Source organism: Neobacillus muris (genome assembly GCF_943193175.1).
In the GTDB taxonomy this organism is placed as follows: domain Bacteria; phylum Bacillota; class Bacilli; order Bacillales; family Cytobacillaceae; genus Neobacillus; species Neobacillus muris.
The window spans coordinates 12,635-31,743 of sequence record NZ_CALPDF010000006.1 but is presented as its reverse complement, the minus strand read 5'-3'; the positions used below and the strand labels follow the sequence as shown (position 1 = coordinate 31,743).

The window sequence follows — 19,109 nt, the reverse complement described above, 5'->3', positions numbered from 1 at the left end:
TCTCCTCACTCCTCTCGTAGAATAACCCAGTTATCCCGGTGTATCACTTCTGGTTTTTTATTAAACGAGTAAGCTTTGGATTGCTCACTCGGCAAACCCTTTACTTTTTCTAAATCCTTGGATGAAAAATAAATTTGTCCTTTGCCGATAGTTTTTCCTTTTTGATTTCGGACTTCTACCACATCTAAAGCGTTGAATTCGCCGAAGACATTGGTGACGCCAACAGGAAGTAAGCTTTTGCCCTTTTGTACAATGGCTTCTTCTGCACCATCATCGATTTCAATCACACCGCCAACATGAGAATGATAGGCGATCCATTGCTTTCTCATTTGCATTTGTGTTTGGAACGGACCGCCGATATAGGTCCCATCACCCTTGCCAGCTAAAATATCCACTAATTTTTCTTTTCCAGTTCCCCGCCCAACAAACACACTGACCCCAAGGGACAAAGCTTTTTTGGCGGCAAGAAGTTTGGAGCGCATGCCCCCTGTCCCGACAGATGAGCCATTCTCGTCGGCAACTCCTAGCAGCTGTTCGGAAACTTCCGGAATGAAATGATATTTTTTGGCATGTTTAGATACCTTTGGATTGCCGTCATAAAGTCCATTGACATCTGTTAAAATGATGAGGGCATTGGCATGGAGAAACCCGCTGACAAGGGCGGAAAGCATATCATTGTCGCCAAATGTCAGTTCCTCAATCGATACGGAATCATTTTCATTTATAATGGGTATGACTCCCCGATGCAGCAGCTCATTGATGGTAGAATATAAGTTTTGAAATCTCGTTTGACTATAAAAATCTTCTCTTGTTAACAAGATTTGCGCCGGAACCATGTGAAGCTCTTTAAAGAGCTCGTTATAGTACTGCATTAACAGCCCCTGTCCGACCGCTGCGGCTGCCTGTTTTCCTGCCGTTGTGTTCGGGCGGACCGGGTATCCGAGTGCGCCAAATCCAGCAGCGACTGCACCAGAGGAGATCAGAATCACATCATGGCCCTGGTGTTTTAAGTTCGCCAGCGCCTCCACGTGGTCCTTCATTTTTTCTTCAGAAATTGTACCTGTAGCAGTTGTTAGTGAACTGCTTCCAATTTTAACAACAACAAGCTGCTTTTTCATTGTTTCAGAACTCCTCTATTAAAAATTGGTGTCATTTTATGAGAAAATAAAAAACGGCTCTTCTGTCCTTTTAAAATAAAGGACGGAAGAGTCGTTTCCGCGGTACCACCTTTGTTGGTGCCTTGCACCCACTCGAACCCGTAACGAGAGTCTACGGCTTATGTTTTCATAAGCAGTTTCTAAAAGGGCAGGTTCAATTTTCTTTCCATGAGAAACCTTTCAGCCTAGGGGTCTCATTCTCTATCATGTTCCAAAAATTTACTAGTCCCTAACCGTTTGCAATTTCAATTTATTTGATTATCTAAAGAAATTACCCAAAAGTCAATAGATTAATTTTAAGAAATCGCTTACAATGATAATAAAATCCAAATTTATCCAGATTCACATTTACTCTAGTCGGTGCCCTAATCACCATGAGCCGTTCATGAGGACAAAACATGGAGCTTCTCAGCTAATTTTGTCCTTATGTATCCAATAAGAGCCAGCCGCTCTATGACGACTAGCTCTCATTAAAGCTATTGCTGCCCTTTTTTAACCCATTCTGCAACAGTAACCGTCCGTTTAGCTTGATATTTGACGGCAGCTTCAACATCTTCGACCATTTTTCCGTTTTGATCAACCGAAACACTGGTGCCATATGGGTTTCCGCCTGCAGCAAACGTAATCGGGTCGGTATAACCAGGCGCGGCAATAATCGCACCCCAATGATACATCGACGTATAAAGGGATAAAATGGTTGCTTCCTGACCGCCATGCGAATTTTGGGCCGAAGACATCGCGCTGACTACCTTATTAACCATTTTTCCCTGAGCCCATAGCCCGCCTTGGATGTCAAAAAACTGCTTCAATTGAGATGGAACATTTCCAAACCGGGTTGGCACACTGAAAATATACGCATCGGCCCATTCCAGGTCTTCAGATTTCGCTTCAGGAATATGGGCGATCTTTTCCGTCGTGGCTTTCCAAACAGCATTGCCCTCAACAACAGACTGTGGAGCCAATTCGGGAATTTTCAAGATTTTTACTTCAGCACCAGCTTCTTTGCCGCCTTCTGCCGCCCATTGTGCCAACTGGTAATTCGTACCGCCCATACTGTAAAAAATAACAGCTAAATTTACATTCGTCATTGTCTCTTTCTCCTTTTCTGATGAAATAGCAAACAACCTGTCCAAAAAATGTGTGTCACCGTCACAACGAAGTTATTATTACCAATTGAAAATATTTTAGGACATTATATTCAAAATTATTTACGGCGGGTTCTGACCCCATCAGCCCCAGCATGTATGGTAAATGAACATACATAGGAATTTCAGGAATAAAATAAGTACAAAAGTTTATTTGAGGAGAGACCCAAATGGAGAAAAATAGCCAAACACAGCCCAAACTGTGGATCTATTGTCTGATCGGGATGCTGACCACTGTTGTCGTACTGGCTTTTGCCAGACTTTCATATGGGGTCATCCTTCCTTTTATGATGGACGGTTTACATGTTTCATATAAAGAAGCCGGATTATTGGGAACAACCACGTCATTAGGGTACGTCAGTACATTGATTGCAGCGGGGATTCTTGCGGCCAAATGGGGCAGCAAACAGACGATATTACTGGGGATTTCCCTTGTTGCTGCTGGGTTTGTGGGACTTAGTTTTGCGTCTTCCTATGTAAACGCTTTTTTATTTTTGCTGTTATTGGGAATCGGGACTTCCTTTACATACACTCCGATGATCTCTTTACTCGTTGCTTGGTTTCCGCAAAAAAGAGGGTTTGTCATCGGTTTGGCGACAAGCGGCGCAGGAATAGGTATTCTATTTGCCGGAATGTTTGTTCCCTATCTAAGCAGCGTTAATGCTGAAATAGGCTGGAGGTTTGCTTGGGGAACTTATGCTGTTATCGGATTAGCGGCTGTTCTATTAACCTTTCTATTTGTCAAAAACCCACCTATAGAAAGGGAAGTGGGGCAAACCCAAACCAAATCAGCACCAAAGGCAGTCTATAAAAATCCAAACGTCATCCATGTTGGGCTTATCTATGGAATAGTGGGACTTACCTATATTGTTCAAGCCATTTTTATTATGAGCTTTATGCTAGAATCCGGCATATCTGTAAAGTACGCAGGGCAATTGATGGCGATTAACGGTATATTATCCATTTTTAGCGGGCCAGTCTGGGGGAAAATTTCCGATCATATCGGGAGAAGAACTTCCCTAATTGCGACGATGGGGCTTGTGATGGTCTCGATGATCGTTCCCTTATTGTTCCCGACTCTGATCGGTTTCACGATTCACACCATCCTCATCAGCTGTACCTCAACGGGACTATTCACATTGACGCAAGCCTCCAGCATGGATTATGTCAAGCCGGCTGAGCGGCCAATTGCTTTCAGTTATGTCACGTTTTATTTCGCTTTGGGCCAATTAGGAGGCCCAGCGATTGCCGGCTGGCTCATTGAGGATTGGGGAGGATTCAAATCAGCGTTTTTGTTTACATCTATTTGTTTGGCTATCGGCCTCCTGCTTACCATCAAGCTGAAAACGTCAAAGCCTGATCAGAATGCGATAGGAGCCATAAGCACTGAATTAAACAAACAAATCAGCCGTTAAAAAATCAGTGCCATTACCTTGATAAGGCAATGGCACTGATTTTTTAGGTTTTATTTCACTTTGCTAAGAGCCTCTGTAAGAGTTTTTACGAGAAAATGGATATCCTTTTGTTGGATACTTAGCGGCGGTGACAGGGTCAGGACATTGTTAAAGCCTGCAACGGTTGCGCCGTTTTTGCCAATAATCACACCCTTTTCTTTACAATCGGCAATTACCTTGTTCACGATTGCTGGATCTATCGGTTCTTTTGTTGTTTTATCACGAACCAATTCAACTCCGACTAACAGCCCTTTTCCGCGTACATCCCCTACAAATGGATGGTCTTTCAGCAAGCTTCTTAAATCACTTAATAGCTGCCCCCCTATATCCTTGGATCGGTCAAATAGATTCTCCTTTTCCATAATTTCAAGATTTTTAAGAGCTAAGGCACAGGCTGCCGGGTTACCGCCAAATGTATTGACATGGCGGAAATAATCATATTCCTCGGTTCCCTTAAAAGCTTCATAGATTTCTTTTCGTACCGCCGTTGCCGACAGCGGCAAATAGGCACTCGTAATCCCCTTTGCCATGGTAATCATATCGGGTTTGATACCATAGTTCATAAATCCAAATGGTTTGCCAGTCCGCCCGAATCCGCAAATGACCTCATCGACAATCAAAAGCGCCCCGTGTTTTTCACAAATCTCCTTTGCTGCCTTCATATATCCATCAGGTGGAATCAAGATTCCGCCTCCGGTGATAATCGGCTCCATGATCATCGCCGCAATCGTTTCACTTAATTCCCAAGTCATGGTCCTGTCTATTTCCTTAACCGATGATAATTCTTGTGGGTCTGGCACATTTGTATCATCCCGGTAGGAGTCTGGTGGTGATACATGGATAAACCCAGGTGCCAATGGTTCATATTTATATTTCCTTTGCGCCTGGCCGGTTGCGGACAGCGCCCCCATCGAATTCCCATGATACCCTCGATAGCGTGCGACAATTTTATAACGATTATGCTCGCCGCGCTGCTGATGGTACTGTCTGGCAATTTTGAATGCTGTTTCGTTTGCTTCTGAACCGCTGTTGGAGAAAAAGATCACATATTCATCCCCGAGCATTTCATTTAGCTTTTCCGCCAATTTAATCGATGGCACATGGCCTTGTGAAAGAGGAAAATAGGCCATCTCCTTTAACTGCTCATAAGCGGCTTCCGCAAGCTCCGTTCTTCCATATCCAATATTGACACACCATAGCCCTGCCATCGCATCTAAATACCGCTTGCCGTCCACGTCTGTAATCCAGGAACCTTCCGCCTTTTCAACGACAATGGTTGAGTTTGGGCTGTATGGTTTCATCGAATGCCAAACATATTTTTCATCCTTTTCAAGCATTGAATCCTGAGAACGCTCTAATTGAACCATACCTGCTCCCTCCAATCTGTTTATTAGTAAGTCACCTGCTTCCAAATCACTTGGAAAATAGTTTATGTTCTCAACCGATTTGGTGCGCAGCGCCTCAATGCTATGCATCAAATCTTGAGGTAATCATTTTTTTGCGGGTATAGAAATTAACCCCATCTTTTCCGTTCACATGAAGGTCTCCGTAGAAAGAATCCTTCCATCCGGAGAAAGGGAAAAAGGCCATTGTGGCAGGAACACCCACATTAATGCCAAGCATGCCGGCATCTGCTTCTTCCCGGAATTTTCGGACTGCCTTGGCATTATTTGTATAGATTGTTGCGCCATTACCGTATCTGGACTTTCGGATGTATTCCAAGCCTTCATCCAAATCGCTGGCCCGGAGAAGACTTAACACAGGAGCGAAAATTTCTTCTTTGGCAATCGTCATATCAGGAGTCACATGGTCGAAAATGGTTGGCCCGAGGAAGTTTCCTTGCGGATGTTCTTCCATTTCTGCCCGTCCATCCCGAATTAATTCAGCTCCTTCTGCCACCCCTTTTTCAATGTAACCCAGCACTTTATCGCGATGTTCCTTACGGATGACGGGTGTTAATAACACCTCTTCGTCCATTCCGCTGCCCAAGATTAACTCATCCGCTTTTTTCTTAAGTGCTTGCACAAACGCCTCATTATCTCCCACTACTACAACCGCACTGCATGCCATGCAGCGCTGGCCGGCACTGCCGAAAGTGGAGCTAATGATATGCTGAACAGCTTTAGCCAAATTCGCGTCCGGCATGACAATATGATGATTTTTCGCTCCTGAAAGCGCCTGGACCCGCTTGCCGGCAGCTGCAGCACGCTCATAAACATACTTTGCGACAGGCTGCGACCCAACAAACGAAATGGCTGCTATATCCGGATGTTCCAGCAAACCGTTAACAACATCATGGGCACCATGAACGACATTTAAGACACCCTTTGGGGCCCCGGCCTGAGTGAACAATTCTGCTAATCGATTGGCAAGGATTGGGGTGCGCTCGGATGGCTTCAAGACAAATGTATTCCCACAGGCGATGGCAAGCGGAAACATCCATAATGGTACCATCATTGGGAAATTAAATGGGGTGATCCCGCCGATTACACCAAGAGGATAGCGGAACATTTCTGAATCAATGTCTTCCGCGATACCCGACAACGATTCCCCCATCATTAATGTCGGAGCGCCGCAAGCAAACTCGACACATTCAATTCCACGCTGCACCTCTCCATATGCCTCGTTATAAGCCTTGCCATTCTCTAACACAATTAATTTGGCTAATTCCTCGTGGTTTTCCGTTAATAAATGATGATACTTGTAGAAAATTCTCGCTCTTTTTGGAACGGGAACCCGCTTCCATGTTTGAAAGGCTTCCTTTGCACCAGCCACTGCTTGATTGACATCTTCCTTTGAAGAGACCGGCACTTTGGTTAACAGTTCATTTGTGGCTGGATTGGGCACATCCAGGGTCAGGCTGCTAACGGGTGAGACCCACTCCCCATTGATGAAATTTTTCAAAACGGCTGTATCGTTTTTCGTAACGCTCATTCTTCCTCCCCCTTCATTACTAAAAAGAGTTTTATAGTTTCATTATCTCGTAATGGTCCCAGTGTTTCATTAGACAGTTTGTAAAATTCAAGAATAGAAATCTTCAACATATTGACATTTCAGTTCATAAATTCACCAAAACTTCCGCTTATCTGTTCAGGCAAATTGGAACGGGAGCCATGTAAATAATCATGGACTAGCAGCATAAATTCAATCGCTACTCGTTTTTCATGGTCCATAAAATCCTCGCCAAGCAGGTTTTCCAGCTTCTGCAGCCGGTGATATAACGTTTGTCTGACAATGAATAGCTTGTTTGAGGTTTCCTGTTTGGAACCATTGCATTCTAAATAGACTTTCAAGGTTTCCAGGAGCTTTGCATTGTACTTTTGGTCGTACTGGATGACCGGATTTAAGTACTCATTGGCAAGCTCTTGCAGATCAGTATGCTTGCTGAGCTGTGAAATTAATCGATATAAGTGCAAATCCTCATAAAACTCACAGCTTTGTTTTTTGGTCATTTTTTGCTGAATCCGCAGTGTCTCCTTAGCAGTGAAATAACTTTTATGTACATCGCTTAATGAATTGGAAAACCTCCCTGCTGCCATCATCAATCTGGCGGAGCATTGCTTCCGGATAAATTCAGACTCCTCTATACTTTGAATGGCATTTTTAATGCGTTCCTTGAGATTCTTTTTTGCCCGTGAGTTCAATAAAATCATGGTTAACTCGTTTCTTTTCTCCACGAAAAAAACGATAAAGCCCTGCTGCTCAAAAACGGAGCGAAACAAAAGTTTCAGATAGGTAATATCTGGAGCAGCTTTTTCTTTGAATGGAAAAAGCTTCGTAATCAAGACAGCTGTATCAGGGGTTTTAGGCCGTAATCCATTCTCAGCCAAGTATTGATGAATCTCTGCGGGCATGTGCTCGCCTTCGAGCCAGCCTTGCAGCCACTCTGTTTCCTCCACTCGCTTTTTTTCTTCCACAAACATCTCTCTTAATAAATGCTGGGCCAATGCCGTTGCCGTTCTGTCTAAAATTAAAAAATCATATTCACTGATGGGGATGTCCTTCGAATAAATGGCGAGTTCTGCATACTCCTGGCCGAACAGAAATATCGGAGCGAATGCCAATTTGTCACATGGCTGTGTTTTTGCCGATTCCAGCAGTTGAAGGATAACGGTCTGGTCGTGGAGCGGGATTTCCGGCACGAATTCTGCCAGCTGGTTTTTTAAGCGGAAAATAATTTGCACATCCAGTGCCGAGAAAATGAATTGGAGAATATCTTCGTAGGTTTCGATGGATAGCAGCCTTTTATTTAGCCGTTGCGAATAATTTTCAAGGTCGGAAATCTTCCGGTACTGTTGGCTGATAATCTCAGAGTGGATATCTTGTGTAATTTCTACAAACGGCACCTCCTGATGGAACAAAATAATCGGAAATTGATGCTGATTAGCAATTTCTATCACATCTGCTGGAATCTCTGAAAGGTAGGTACCCATCTCTAGGCACAGACCGGCTGCATTCATTTCAATCAACTCCTTGACCATGGAGAGAAATTGGGCAGGATTGTCTTTCCAGGCAATGCCTGTCGATAATATGAGTTCATTTCCTTTTAACAAATGACGAATGCTGGTGACCTCCACGACGTGGACCCATTTTAAAATATTTGTAACCCCTTCATGACCTGCAGCAATACTGGTATTTTCAAAGTTTTTTCGTTTCAAAATATCAGATACGGTTAATTGGAATATTTCCTTCATGGGCCGCACTCCTTACTAATGGTGATTTTGGGTAAAAAAGGATTGGCGCCCAGACGCCAACCCTTAAAAAAATTAGGGTGACAGATGGCTTTGCTTCACGATAAGGCTGGAAAAATACTTTCTTGCATTGGCATTCCCAATCAGCAATGTTTCTTTTTGTTTTCCTTCCCCATTGACGAACTCGACTGTCGCCCCATTCAAATGTTCCTTAACTGAGTGTATTTGGTAGCCTTTCCCAATCAGTAAGTCAATCTGTTCTCTTTCAGCAAGGAATTGTTGATGTTCAGACATGCATATTCCTCCTTTTGGCAGGTTAATATAAATCAACATTTTCAGGAATTTTATCTAAAACAGGCTCCCGGGTATCTTCCTCGATGATCCAGTCCCGTCCAACGGAAATGCCCAAATACTTTTCATCGCTTGGATCTTGAATTTCAGCTTGAGGATACTTTTTAAACCACCAGAATCTTGCCAGCACAAAATAAATGGCTGCCCCGCCGACAAATCCGACGACAAACCCATATTCCGGAACAAAGTAGGAAGCTACAGCCCCAATAATCCAGGCAATAAAGCCTGCGAGGTTGATTCCGCCGGAATACCGATACTGTCCATGATCTTCATATAATTCCGGAACATTAACCCGTCTTTTTCTTAGCAGATAATAATCAGCAAAGAGAATGCCGACAATAGCCGATAATATGCCGCCTACAAATAAAAGCACTTGAATGAGGATGTCAAATAATTGCCATGGCTGTACAATGGTCCCCACTATTCCAGCGGTGATAACCCCTGCCCAAAACGGAAATTTTGGACCGCCGACATTGGAGAAAATGGTTGCGGCCGGTACAACATTGGCTGCGGTATTGGTCGACCATTGAGCCAAAACAATCATTAACAGCAGAACCGCGAGAAGAAGTCCGCTGGCAGATTCTTGGAGGGCAACAACTGGATCAGAGTTTAAAACAGCAATATAGGAAATGGCACCGATGATAATCATGAACGTTTGCGTAAGAGGCATGGCAATCAAATTTCCTACCAGGGAGCTTTGATTGCGTTTGAACCAGTTTTTCTCGTTGGCAGGAGCGTTCATAAACCGGGAAATGGAAGGGATATCAGCACTTAATGTAGCCCAAAATCCCATATTGGCAAAGATGACAACCATAAACGCAGTGAAGGCGGCACCGCCAGTTACCGGGGATTCAACCCAGCTCCACACATCCCGTCCTGCTGCTTGTGCCTTATCTGAAAGGGAGGAATACATCCAAATAGCTATAAGGATAATAACAGGTGCCGCCAAATCGGCAAATCGTTCAATTGATTTGATTCCCAATGCGGTATTCACCAATTGGACGATAGCGAAAATAATGAAGCAGATAAACCAATTGTCAAAGCCAAATAAAATATTTAAGATCCCATTCATTGCTGTAGAACCAAAGTACGTATTCAATCCAAACCACATGGAAGCTGTGATGCCGCGAGTGACAGAAGGAATGTGTGTCCCAATGGTTCCAAATGGCGCTCTCATATAGACTGGAAACGATAATCCATGTTCAATTCCAATATCAGCTATTAAGGAAATAAAGAACCCTATGGCAAGACTGCCAATCACGGTCGCAAGAATAACCCATGGCAGAGACAGGTTGATAACGCCTGACCCGCCAATCGCAAAAGTGGCAAGTACAACTACCATGCCAACCCACATAAATGAATAGCCCAATTTGGTAATCGTCCTGTCCTTTTGAGTGATGGGCAATAAGTCCGGTGATTTTAAATGGCTTTTTTTCATATGAACACTCCATTTCGGTTAAATTAGTTGCTTTTCCTCATTCAAACTTTCAAATGGAACATTAACCTGCTTTCATTTAAAAAGGGCAATTGCTTTACATGAAGCAATTGCCGGAGTTGTTCAGTAATAGTGATAGGCAGCGTTTAATAGTTAAATAGACAATCTTTCACTTTCGGCCAACGGCGTATTGTATTTTGCCCGCTTTAGATATTGCCCTGATCCTGGTGTTCCGACAAACTGCTTTTCCCGGACGACAAACTCTCCTCGGACCATAACCGAAACTGGTTCCCCGGTGACTTTCATTCCCTCAAATGCATTATAGTCTACTGCCATATGGTGGGTTTTTGCAGAAAGAATGCGTTCGGCATTAGGATCAAAAATGACAAGGTCAGCATCTGCTCCGATGGCAATGGTTCCTTTTTTAGGGAACAACCCAAACAGTTTGGCGGCCCTTGTGGAGGTTAGGTCAACAAATTGATTCAATGAAATTCGTCCCTTTTTCACCCCCTCTGAGAATAAAATCGTCAATCTGTCTTCAATCATCGGGCCTCCATTTGGAATTTTTGTGAAATCACCTAAGCCCAGTTCCTTTTGTCCTTTAAAATCAAATGAACATTGATCAGAACCAAAGGTTTGCAGTGTGCCGCTTTTTAAAGCATTCCAAAGTGCTTCTTGGTTCCATTTTTCCCGAAGCGGCGGTGACCAGACATATTTGGCCCCTTCAAAATTCGGTTTTTCCAAACAGCTTTGATCGAGAACTAAATATTGCGGGCAGGTCTCACCCCATACTTCATATCCTTTGCTGCGGGCTTCGGCAATTCTCTCTGCGGCATCTGCACAGGAAACATGCACCACATAGAGATGGGAACCTGCCAGTCCGGCAAATCTTGCTGCCCGTCCTGTGGCTTCTCCTTCTAATTCAGGTGGTCTTGTTAAGGCATGATAGATAGGATCTGTATTGCCTTCTTTCAGGGCTTTATTTGTCAAATAATCGATGACATCGCCATTTTCGGCATGAACCATGACAAGAGCACCCAGTTCTTTCGCTGTGACAAAAGTCCGGAATAAGGTCTCATCGTCTGCTTGAAAGACATTTTTATAGGCCATAAACACTTTAAAAGATGTAATTCCTTCTTCATCAATTACCTGAGGAAGTTCGTTTAAAACATCATCATTGATCTCAGAAATCATTAGGTGGAAGCTATAGTCAATCGACGCCTTCCCCTTTGCCTTTTCATGCCAGGTTTGGATGGCATTTTTTAACGGTTTCCCTCTATTGGTCAGGCAAAAATCAATAACGGTTGTGGTGCCGCCGAATGCAGCTGCAATCGTTCCAGTTTCAAAATCGTCCTTTGTAACGGTTCCGCCAAATGGCATATCCAAGTGGGTATGCGGGTCAATTCCACCCGGAAATACCAAGCATCCCTTGGCATCAATTATCTCAGCCCCGACAGCCGATAAATTGGAACCAATTTGCGTGATTTTTCCATCCTCGATTAATAGTTCTCCCTGAAATGTATCAGCGGCAGTGACAAGGGTCCCGTTTTTAATAATTTTCTTCATTTAAAATTCCCTCCTTAAACAATTACTTGGTTATATCCACTTTGCATGCTGCTGCATGTAACACTGCCTGACGGTCATTCCAGGTCATTGGTTGCAGCTCCCTTGGAAGCTCAATCATGTCGATTGCCCCGTCTACTGGGCAGACAATTGAACATAGATTGCAGCCTACACAATCTTCCTGCCTAACTTTCAGAAAGCTTTTTCCTGTGGAATCCGTCAGTCGCTCAATACATTGATGCGAGGTGTCTTCACAAGCGATATAGCATTTATTGCAATTGATGCATACATCCGGATTAATTCTGGCTGCAATATTATAGTTGAGGTCTAAGTCTCCCCAATCGGAGTATTTCGGAACGGCTTTGCCGATTATACCTGAAATAGAGGCAATCCCCATATTGTCAAGGTAGTTGTTAAGTCCATCCAGCATGTCTTCTACAATGCGGAAACCATGATGCATTGCAGCCGTACATACTTGAACACCTGTTGCCCCCATCAGCATAAATTCCACCGCATCCTGCCATGTGGAAATGCCGCCGATTCCAGAAATAGGCACATTAATCAGCGGATGTCTTGCACATTCAGCCACCATATTTAGCGCAATCGGTTTGACGGCTGGACCGCAATACCCGCCATGTGCTCCTTTTCCTGCTACATGGGGGATTGGATTCCATGTATCTAGGTCCACTCCCATCAGGCTGTTAATCGTGTTAATCATGCTTATTGCATCCGCTCCGCCGTTGGCTGCTGCTTCAGCTGTAGCGGTAATGTCGGTTATATTAGGGGTAAGCTTAACAATAACTGGAGTTTTAGCGACTTCTTTCACCCAGTAGGTTTGGCGTTCAACTAAAGAAGGAACTTGGCCAGATGCTGAGCCCATTCCTCGTTCAGCCATCCCATGCGGGCAGCCAAAGTTGAGTTCTAGCCCGTCGACTCCTGAATCTTCCACACGCTTGACGATTTCATGCCATTTTTTCTGCTGCGGTTCGACCATTAATGAGGCGATGACCGCGTGATGAGGAAATTTCTTTTTGGTTTCATAGATTTCTTTTAAATTGACATCGAGAGGCCTGTCGGTGATGAGTTCAATATTGTTGAAACCAGCTACTCTTTTGCCGTTAAAGTTGATTGCGGCAAACCTTGAGGTCACATTTAAGATGGGGTCGCCCAGTGTTTTCCAAACAGCTCCGCCCCAGCCGGCCTCAAAGGCACGCTGTACTTGGTATCCCGAGTTTGTTGGAGGCGCTGACGCCAGCCAAAACGGATTCGGAGACTCAATCCCCGCCAGATTTATTCGTAAATCAGCCATCTATATCCCCCTTTTTCATAGATTTGGATTGAAAAAATGGATGCTTTGATCTATTGATATGGTTAGTAGAAATGCGTGAGAATTCTTTGTTTGAGTAGTAGAGGAAAATTTTGCAGCGATAAAGTTTCTTGCCAACATCAAAAGGAAACCTTCCCGATCAATCATGCTGCTGGATTTTATACAGGGCTGTCAACAGAGGTGAATTGTTTATGCAGGGCATAGGCTGCCATTTTTCCCTGCTGTGCGGCGGTGACAACCATGGCATCTCCTTTGCCCTTTCCAAATATAATATCCCCGCAGGCAACAATCTTAGGGTTAGATGTTTGCAGAGTTTCCGGGTTCACTTGAACCACTCCGCCTCTATGGTCAATGCCAAGCTGTTCAATTAAATCGGTATGCCTTGTTTGGCCAATTGCCTTAATAACGGCGTCTGCGGGAATTACGTACTCAGATCCTTCCACAGCAATGGGCCAGCAGCGCCCATCCGATTCTGGTTCCCCCAGTTTCATCTTATAGCACTCGACGCCGATCACTTTTCCATTTTCATCCCCAATGATCCGTTTGGGTGCTGTCAGCCAGCGGAATTCAACTCCATCCATTTTGGCAAATTCATACTCAAAATCATAGGCTGTCATCTCTTCCGCCGTTCTGCGATATAGAATTTTTACATTTTCAGCCCCTAAACGTACAGAACAATTTGCCCCGTCAATTGCAGTGTTGCCGGCTCCAATGACCACTACCCGTTTGCCAATTAAATGATTGGACACTTTTCCGGTTTTGGTTGCTTTGACAAACTCGATTGCATCATGGACTCCATCCAGGCTTTCACCTTCAATGTCAAGGCTGGGAACATGGCCCATACCTGCTGCTAATACGATTCGGTCAAAGTTTTCCATTAGCTCTTGAACGGAGATATCTTTGCCGATCTTAGCGTTTGTTAGGAATTTGACATTTAATTTTTTTACTTGGTCCACTTCCCAGTAAGAAATGCGCTGTGGCAGCCGGAACGAAACAATTCCATACGTGTTTAATCCACCAGCTTTTTCAGCTGCTTCAAAGATGGTAACTTCGTAGCCGTACCGTGCCAGCTCTCTTGCAGCAGATAAGCCTGCAGGACCGGCACCAATAATTGCCACTTTTCTCCCATTTGGAATGCCTGGCTCAAATAATGTTCGGTCGTTTTGAATCGCCCAATCGGTTGCAAAACGCTGCAGTTTTCCGATCATAATGGGTGTTGTCGAATGGTTTAGAACACAGGCTCCTTCACATAGTTCTTCGGTCGGACAGACTCTTGCACAGCTTGCGCCAACTGGATTGGAGGACATAATCGTTTTTGAAGATCCCAATAAATTATCAGAGGCAATTTTTTTAATAAACGTTGGGATATCGATGCCTGTCGGACAAGCTTTAATACATGGGGCATCATAACAATATAGACATCGGTTTGCTTCTTCGATTGCTTCTTGATTTGTGAATCCTTGCTCCACCTCTTGGAAGTTCAATTCGAGATCCATTAAGGATATCCGTTGCAATTTTTCAATTGGCAAAAGTAACCCTCCTTCTTATCATGATTAGGCAGAAATGAAAGCGCTTTATTTCCTTGATGCTGAAAAAATGTTTAAAACAGTCCTCCTTCATGCTTTTGCACGTGATTACTGAAAATTCAGTATTCTGATTTTATTTTACAGGTCAATTTTAGGTAATTCACCTGACAACTTGTAAAATAATGCACGTCTAAAAATTTCCATTATGTAAATACGAATGTATCCTTGGTAGTCCTCCTTCAATTTAACATAATGAATATGCAAAAAATGTAAAAATATATCGAGCTGGCATATTTTCTAACACATTTTTTTGAAGAAGGTAAAAATTCAGGCTTTGACTGGAGAGATGCCCTTACATCTTTTTCATAGAGAGACAAATAAAAAACAGAACCCCATAAATGAATTCTGTTTTTATTACATTCTATTTATTTATAGTTGACGATAGTAGTAACGGCTAAGTTCAATCACCATGGCTCCCATTCTTTCATTTTCTGGAACTAGCAGGCGCTTGACCCCTTCATCCCTCAAGGCTTCTGCCGTTACTTTGCCGACAGCCACAGCTAAGTTATGGCTGGCTAAACATTCTTTGATCTTGGAATGAAGACCGCTTTTTCTGGCGTAATCAAAAAGCGAGCGAACCTGTACAGCAGTGGTAAAGCAAACCGCATCACATTGCATGTTTATCAGTTCATTGCATAATTTTTCAACGATTGCTGGTTCTGGAGCTATATGCTGATAAGGAAGGATTTTGTGAACAACAGCCCCTCTATCTTCAAAAAATTTGGTTAATCCAGGCGCTGTTTCTCCATGGAGCTGGATGGTAACTTTTTTTCCAGAAAAGTCATGCCCCTCTAGAGCATGGATCAAGCCTTTCGTTGTGCCATCCTCATCAACGGCTAAAGGTTCAATAGATAATTTTTTTAGGGCGGCAAAGGTCTTATAACCTCGGGAGGCTACGTCAGCCTCGCGAATCCTGGTTAAAAATCCTTCTTCTAAGCCAAGATTTGCAGCGAGTTTGATCATGGTTTCAAGTCCAATTCCAGTGGTAAAAACAATCCAGTCGGATCCTTCCTGAACAAATTTGGCTAGTTCCGGTTCTACTTTCTCCTCTGCCAAAAAAACGGTACCTTGAAGAGGGCGTGAGAAAGCTTGTCCACCCTGCTTTTCTATTAATGTTGTTAATTCTACGATTTTACGAGAGCCACAGATGGCAACCCGTTTCCCAGCGAGACCCTTCTCCATTACATAAGTGCCCCTTTCCAGCTAAAAAATCTTTAATTATATCATAATTTTTATGGGTGAATGAGTCTAACCAGTTTTTCAAGACCATCCAATAATCTTGGTGAAGGACGGCAATAAAGCTCCTCTTCCAAGATAAGAATTCGTTCATCATTAGAAAGATTTAGTTTTTCAAAATTTGGGCGTTTTTTTACCTGATTTTTTTGTATTTTGTCCTTTCTTACTCCTACCCAGGCAAGACAAAGATAATCAGGCTGCCGCTCCACGACCTCATCCCAGCTAGTCTGAATGCTTGCTGATTCGACATCATGAAAGATATTAATGGCCCCGGCAGCCTCGGAAACCTCCGTCAGCCAGTTGATTTTTCCAGGCGTGAAAATCGGTTTCGGCCACCATTCCCAATATAGCTTTGGCCGAGAGCTATACATTGCAGTATTCTGCTCTATGGCTTCCCGTTTTGCACGAAACTGTTTAGCCGCTTCATAACCTCGGTGCGCTTCTCCAAGGGCAGCCGCTGTGGTTATGAGATCCTGCTCGATATCATCTAGAGATTGAGGATTCAATACGATATGTGGTATCCCTCTTTCCTTTAAGGCTGCCACATTTCTTTCCATACCTGGGACACTTAATGATGCAAGCACAATGTCAGGGTGTAATTGTTCGACCAGATCCATATTAATCGATAAATCAGGTCCAAGTCTAGGAAGACGTTTAATGGGATCCGGCCAATCTGAAAAATCGTCCACCCCTGCCAGATAGTGCGTTAACCCTAGGTATTCGATAATTTCTGTATTACTGGGACACAATGATAAAACGCGCACCATTCCATCTCCCCTTATTTCTTTTAAATAATCTTTTTAAAATTTCGTTTCAATCGTTTCAACTAACTGAAAAAGAAATTGATAAATCAGCAGGTAGGCCTCGCCAATTGTCATATTCTCATCAAAGCCTTCAAGATAATTTAACGCAAAATTGAGATTCCATAACCCATCCTCGTTATTGAAAAGGATATCAAAACTTGCCTCTTCTCTGTTCAAGCTGGCAGTTAGAAATTGCTCGATATGGGGCTTGAACTTTTTTTGCAGTTTCAGCCCCAACATGACATCGTAGGTGCCGAATACGTCATCAAGTTCAAGAGATACCGCATCAGCCAGTACGATATCAAACCATTGTGATTCTAAATAGATAAATTCATTTTTATGTTTATGAAAATATGTAAGCGGCTGTGTTAGAAAGGCCGACGTCTCGTTGCGAATTAGATTTTCAGTTTCTTTATCGCATCGTTCAATGTATGCATCGGCAAACCGTTTATCAGCCGCGTTCTCTGTCAATGGCACGTTGACCAGTTCATGTTTCTCAGCATATTCTTTTTCCTCTTTAAACAACAAGATGGCTTCATCATGATGGCTGTTTTTTTGTTCAGTTAAATACCGTTGGATCCGTTCCTTTAACATGTTGCTCTTACCTCCAGTAGTACATATTACTACTCATATTGAATCTTTTTTGCCCAAAAATCAAATGATTGGACAGAGAATTCAAGAAAAAATAAGAAAAGCGCAAGCGCCCTGGAGCTAGGCCATTCTCAAAGTCTAAAACTTTAATACTTTTTCATATAAAAAAGGTGACTGTTCCAGCCACCTAAAGTAGGACTAATTATTTTCTGCAAGTTTTGAATGCATTTGCGGGTCTTGTGAATTTGCTGCCATCGGGTCTTCCGCCTGTTTAGCCCGTTTAATAAAGAAGGCTAGAACAAGAGCAAGTCCGGCAACAAATACTGTGATAAAGAAAGAGTCATTAATTCCCTCAAGCATGGCTTTCATCGTAATTTCCTGTTTCATTTGGGCTAACACTTCTGGTGTGGGCTGCTGTGTTAAGTTTTTCATCGCTTCCGCACCGATTTCTTTGGCGTGTGTCTCTGTCCGGTTGGACATAATTGTTACTAATAATGCTGTACCAATGGCCCCTGAAACCTGCTGCAAGGTGTTGTTCATGGCTGTACCATGCGGATAAAATCGGGCAGGCAGCTGATTTAAACCGTTGGTGGATACGGGCATCATGACCATTGACATCCCAAACATCCTGGCTGCGTATAAAATAATCAGGTGTGTATACGTTGTATCCAAAGATAATTTACTAAACTCATAGCTTGTAATAACTGTAATGGTTAATCCGATAATTGCTAAAATACGACCGCCGAATTTATCAAATAGTTTTCCGTTAATCGGCGACATAATTGCCATAAGTATCGCCCCTGGCAGCATTAATAAACCGGCATCCATCGGGGAAATGCCTCTCAGCGTTTGCACGTATATCGGCATCAGCAGCATTCCGGAAAACATCGCCATCATCACAACCATGGAAATGGATATCGAAAGAGCATACATAGGATATTTAAAGATTCTAAAATTGAGCATTGGCCGCTCCTGATTTAATTGCACCATTATAAAGCTGGCTAAACAGATAACCCCTGCAGCAATCGTTCCATATACAAGCGGGCTATCCCAGCCTTTATTTCCAGCTGAACTAAAACCGTATAAAAGACCGCCAAAACCGGCACTTGATAATAGTAAAGAAACGAAATCCAGGCGGCCATTCACTTTATCTTTTTTATCTTTAATTAAAAAGAATCCGATGATGAGGATGGCGATCGCAATCGGAGATATAAAATGGAACAGCATCCTCCAGTCATAATGTTCAACAATCCAGCCTGATAAGGTCGGGCCGATGGCCGGGGCACCCATCAAAATTAGGCCGAAGACCCCCATGGCTGCTCCGCGTTTTTCTATTGGGAAGCTGATTAGCATCACGTTCATTAATAATGGCATCATAATGGCAGAACCACCTGCCTGGGTCATCCGCCCTGCTAATAATATAGGAAAAACATGGGCAGTGCCTGCTAATAGTGTACCGATAGAAAATAAAGTCATTGCAGTTAAAAATAACCGGCGAACCGTATATTTTTGAATTAAAAAGGCTGTTGTCGGGATAAGTATCCCATTAACCAGCATAAAGCCGGTTGCCAGCCATTGGACCGTTGAGGCATCTACCTCCAAATCCTTCATAATCGATGGAAGAGCAATGTTCATTAACGTATTGTTTAAAAACGCGATAAATGCCCCAATCATTAAGACAGCAATGATTCCATATGGCGGCCGCTTTGATTCTTGAATCAATTGCTCCATAATCCAATTCCTCCCCTGTTAAACCATTTGTTCATTTTT

General features: G+C 43.2%; 15 protein-coding genes. 1 reads left to right on the top strand and 14 read right to left on the bottom strand.

The genetic code is table 11. The features are described from left to right. Positions 1 to 5: 5 nt before the first annotated feature. Together proB and wrbA are read right to left on the bottom strand one after the other, a co-directional pair. A complete protein-coding gene (gene proB, locus NFS43_RS06215) occupies positions 6 to 1,118 on the bottom strand; it encodes a glutamate 5-kinase (protein ID WP_251550557.1) in 1,113 nt (370 codons plus the stop codon). A gap of 515 nt (positions 1,119 to 1,633) precedes the next feature. Continuing rightward, positions 1,634 to 2,245, bottom strand: coding sequence for an NAD(P)H:quinone oxidoreductase (wrbA, locus tag NFS43_RS06210; protein WP_251550555.1), 612 nt, complete (start codon positions 2,243 to 2,245; stop codon positions 1,634 to 1,636). A 227-nt stretch (positions 2,246 to 2,472) separates the two neighbouring features. Between wrbA and NFS43_RS06205 the strand changes: the two genes are divergently transcribed. Next, complete coding sequence (locus tag NFS43_RS06205; protein WP_251550553.1) at positions 2,473 to 3,717, top strand: MFS transporter; 1,245 nt, start codon at positions 2,473 to 2,475, stop codon at positions 3,715 to 3,717. A gap of 50 nt (positions 3,718 to 3,767) precedes the next feature. Here NFS43_RS06205 and NFS43_RS06200 read toward each other — a convergent pair whose 3' ends face one another. The 12 genes from NFS43_RS06200 to NFS43_RS06145 form a co-directional block, all read right to left on the bottom strand. Next, positions 3,768 to 5,123: an aspartate aminotransferase family protein gene (locus tag NFS43_RS06200; RefSeq protein ID WP_251550843.1), complete on the bottom strand. Its 1,356-nt coding sequence runs from the start codon at positions 5,121 to 5,123 to the stop codon at positions 3,768 to 3,770. A 100-nt stretch (positions 5,124 to 5,223) separates the two neighbouring features. After that, complete coding sequence (locus NFS43_RS06195; protein WP_251550551.1) at positions 5,224 to 6,690, bottom strand: CoA-acylating methylmalonate-semialdehyde dehydrogenase; 1,467 nt, start codon at positions 6,688 to 6,690, stop codon at positions 5,224 to 5,226. Positions 6,691 to 6,809: 119 nt separating this feature from the next. Then, a complete protein-coding gene (locus NFS43_RS06190; protein ID WP_251550550.1) occupies positions 6,810 to 8,450 on the bottom strand; it encodes a PucR family transcriptional regulator in 1,641 nt (546 codons plus the stop codon). 72 nt (positions 8,451 to 8,522) lie between these two features. Next, positions 8,523 to 8,741 carry a hypothetical protein gene (locus NFS43_RS06185; RefSeq protein ID WP_251550548.1) on the bottom strand — a complete coding sequence of 73 codons (219 nt, stop codon included), beginning with the start codon at positions 8,739 to 8,741 and terminating at the stop codon, positions 8,523 to 8,525. 22 nt (positions 8,742 to 8,763) lie between these two features. After that, complete coding sequence (locus tag NFS43_RS06180; RefSeq protein ID WP_251550546.1) at positions 8,764 to 10,236, bottom strand: NCS1 family transporter; 1,473 nt, start codon at positions 10,234 to 10,236, stop codon at positions 8,764 to 8,766. A 150-nt stretch (positions 10,237 to 10,386) separates the two neighbouring features. Further along, positions 10,387 to 11,799, bottom strand: a complete 1,413-nt coding sequence (hydA, locus tag NFS43_RS06175; protein ID WP_251550545.1) for a dihydropyrimidinase — start codon at positions 11,797 to 11,799, stop codon at positions 10,387 to 10,389. Between the two features lie 22 nt (positions 11,800 to 11,821). Then, on the bottom strand, positions 11,822 to 13,105 hold the full coding sequence (preA, locus tag NFS43_RS06170; protein WP_251550543.1) for an NAD-dependent dihydropyrimidine dehydrogenase subunit PreA: 1,284 nt from the start codon (positions 13,103 to 13,105) through the stop codon (positions 11,822 to 11,824). A gap of 176 nt (positions 13,106 to 13,281) precedes the next feature. Further along, positions 13,282 to 14,619 carry an NAD(P)-dependent oxidoreductase gene (locus NFS43_RS06165; protein WP_251550842.1) on the bottom strand — a complete coding sequence of 446 codons (1,338 nt, stop codon included), beginning with the start codon at positions 14,617 to 14,619 and terminating at the stop codon, positions 13,282 to 13,284. 459 nt (positions 14,620 to 15,078) lie between these two features. Beyond that, on the bottom strand, positions 15,079 to 15,891 hold the full coding sequence (locus tag NFS43_RS06160; protein WP_251550542.1) for a uroporphyrinogen-III synthase: 813 nt from the start codon (positions 15,889 to 15,891) through the stop codon (positions 15,079 to 15,081). Between the two features lie 50 nt (positions 15,892 to 15,941). Then, complete coding sequence (locus NFS43_RS06155; protein ID WP_251550841.1) at positions 15,942 to 16,709, bottom strand: cobalamin-binding protein; 768 nt, start codon at positions 16,707 to 16,709, stop codon at positions 15,942 to 15,944. Positions 16,710 to 16,745: 36 nt separating this feature from the next. Next, positions 16,746 to 17,342: a branched-chain amino acid aminotransferase gene (locus tag NFS43_RS06150; RefSeq protein ID WP_251550541.1), complete on the bottom strand. Its 597-nt coding sequence runs from the start codon at positions 17,340 to 17,342 to the stop codon at positions 16,746 to 16,748. A gap of 195 nt (positions 17,343 to 17,537) precedes the next feature. Continuing rightward, entirely contained in the window at positions 17,538 to 19,070 is a 1,533-nt protein-coding gene (locus NFS43_RS06145) for a DHA2 family efflux MFS transporter permease subunit (RefSeq protein ID WP_251550540.1), read from the bottom strand. Between the last annotated feature and the right edge of the window lie 39 nt (positions 19,071 to 19,109).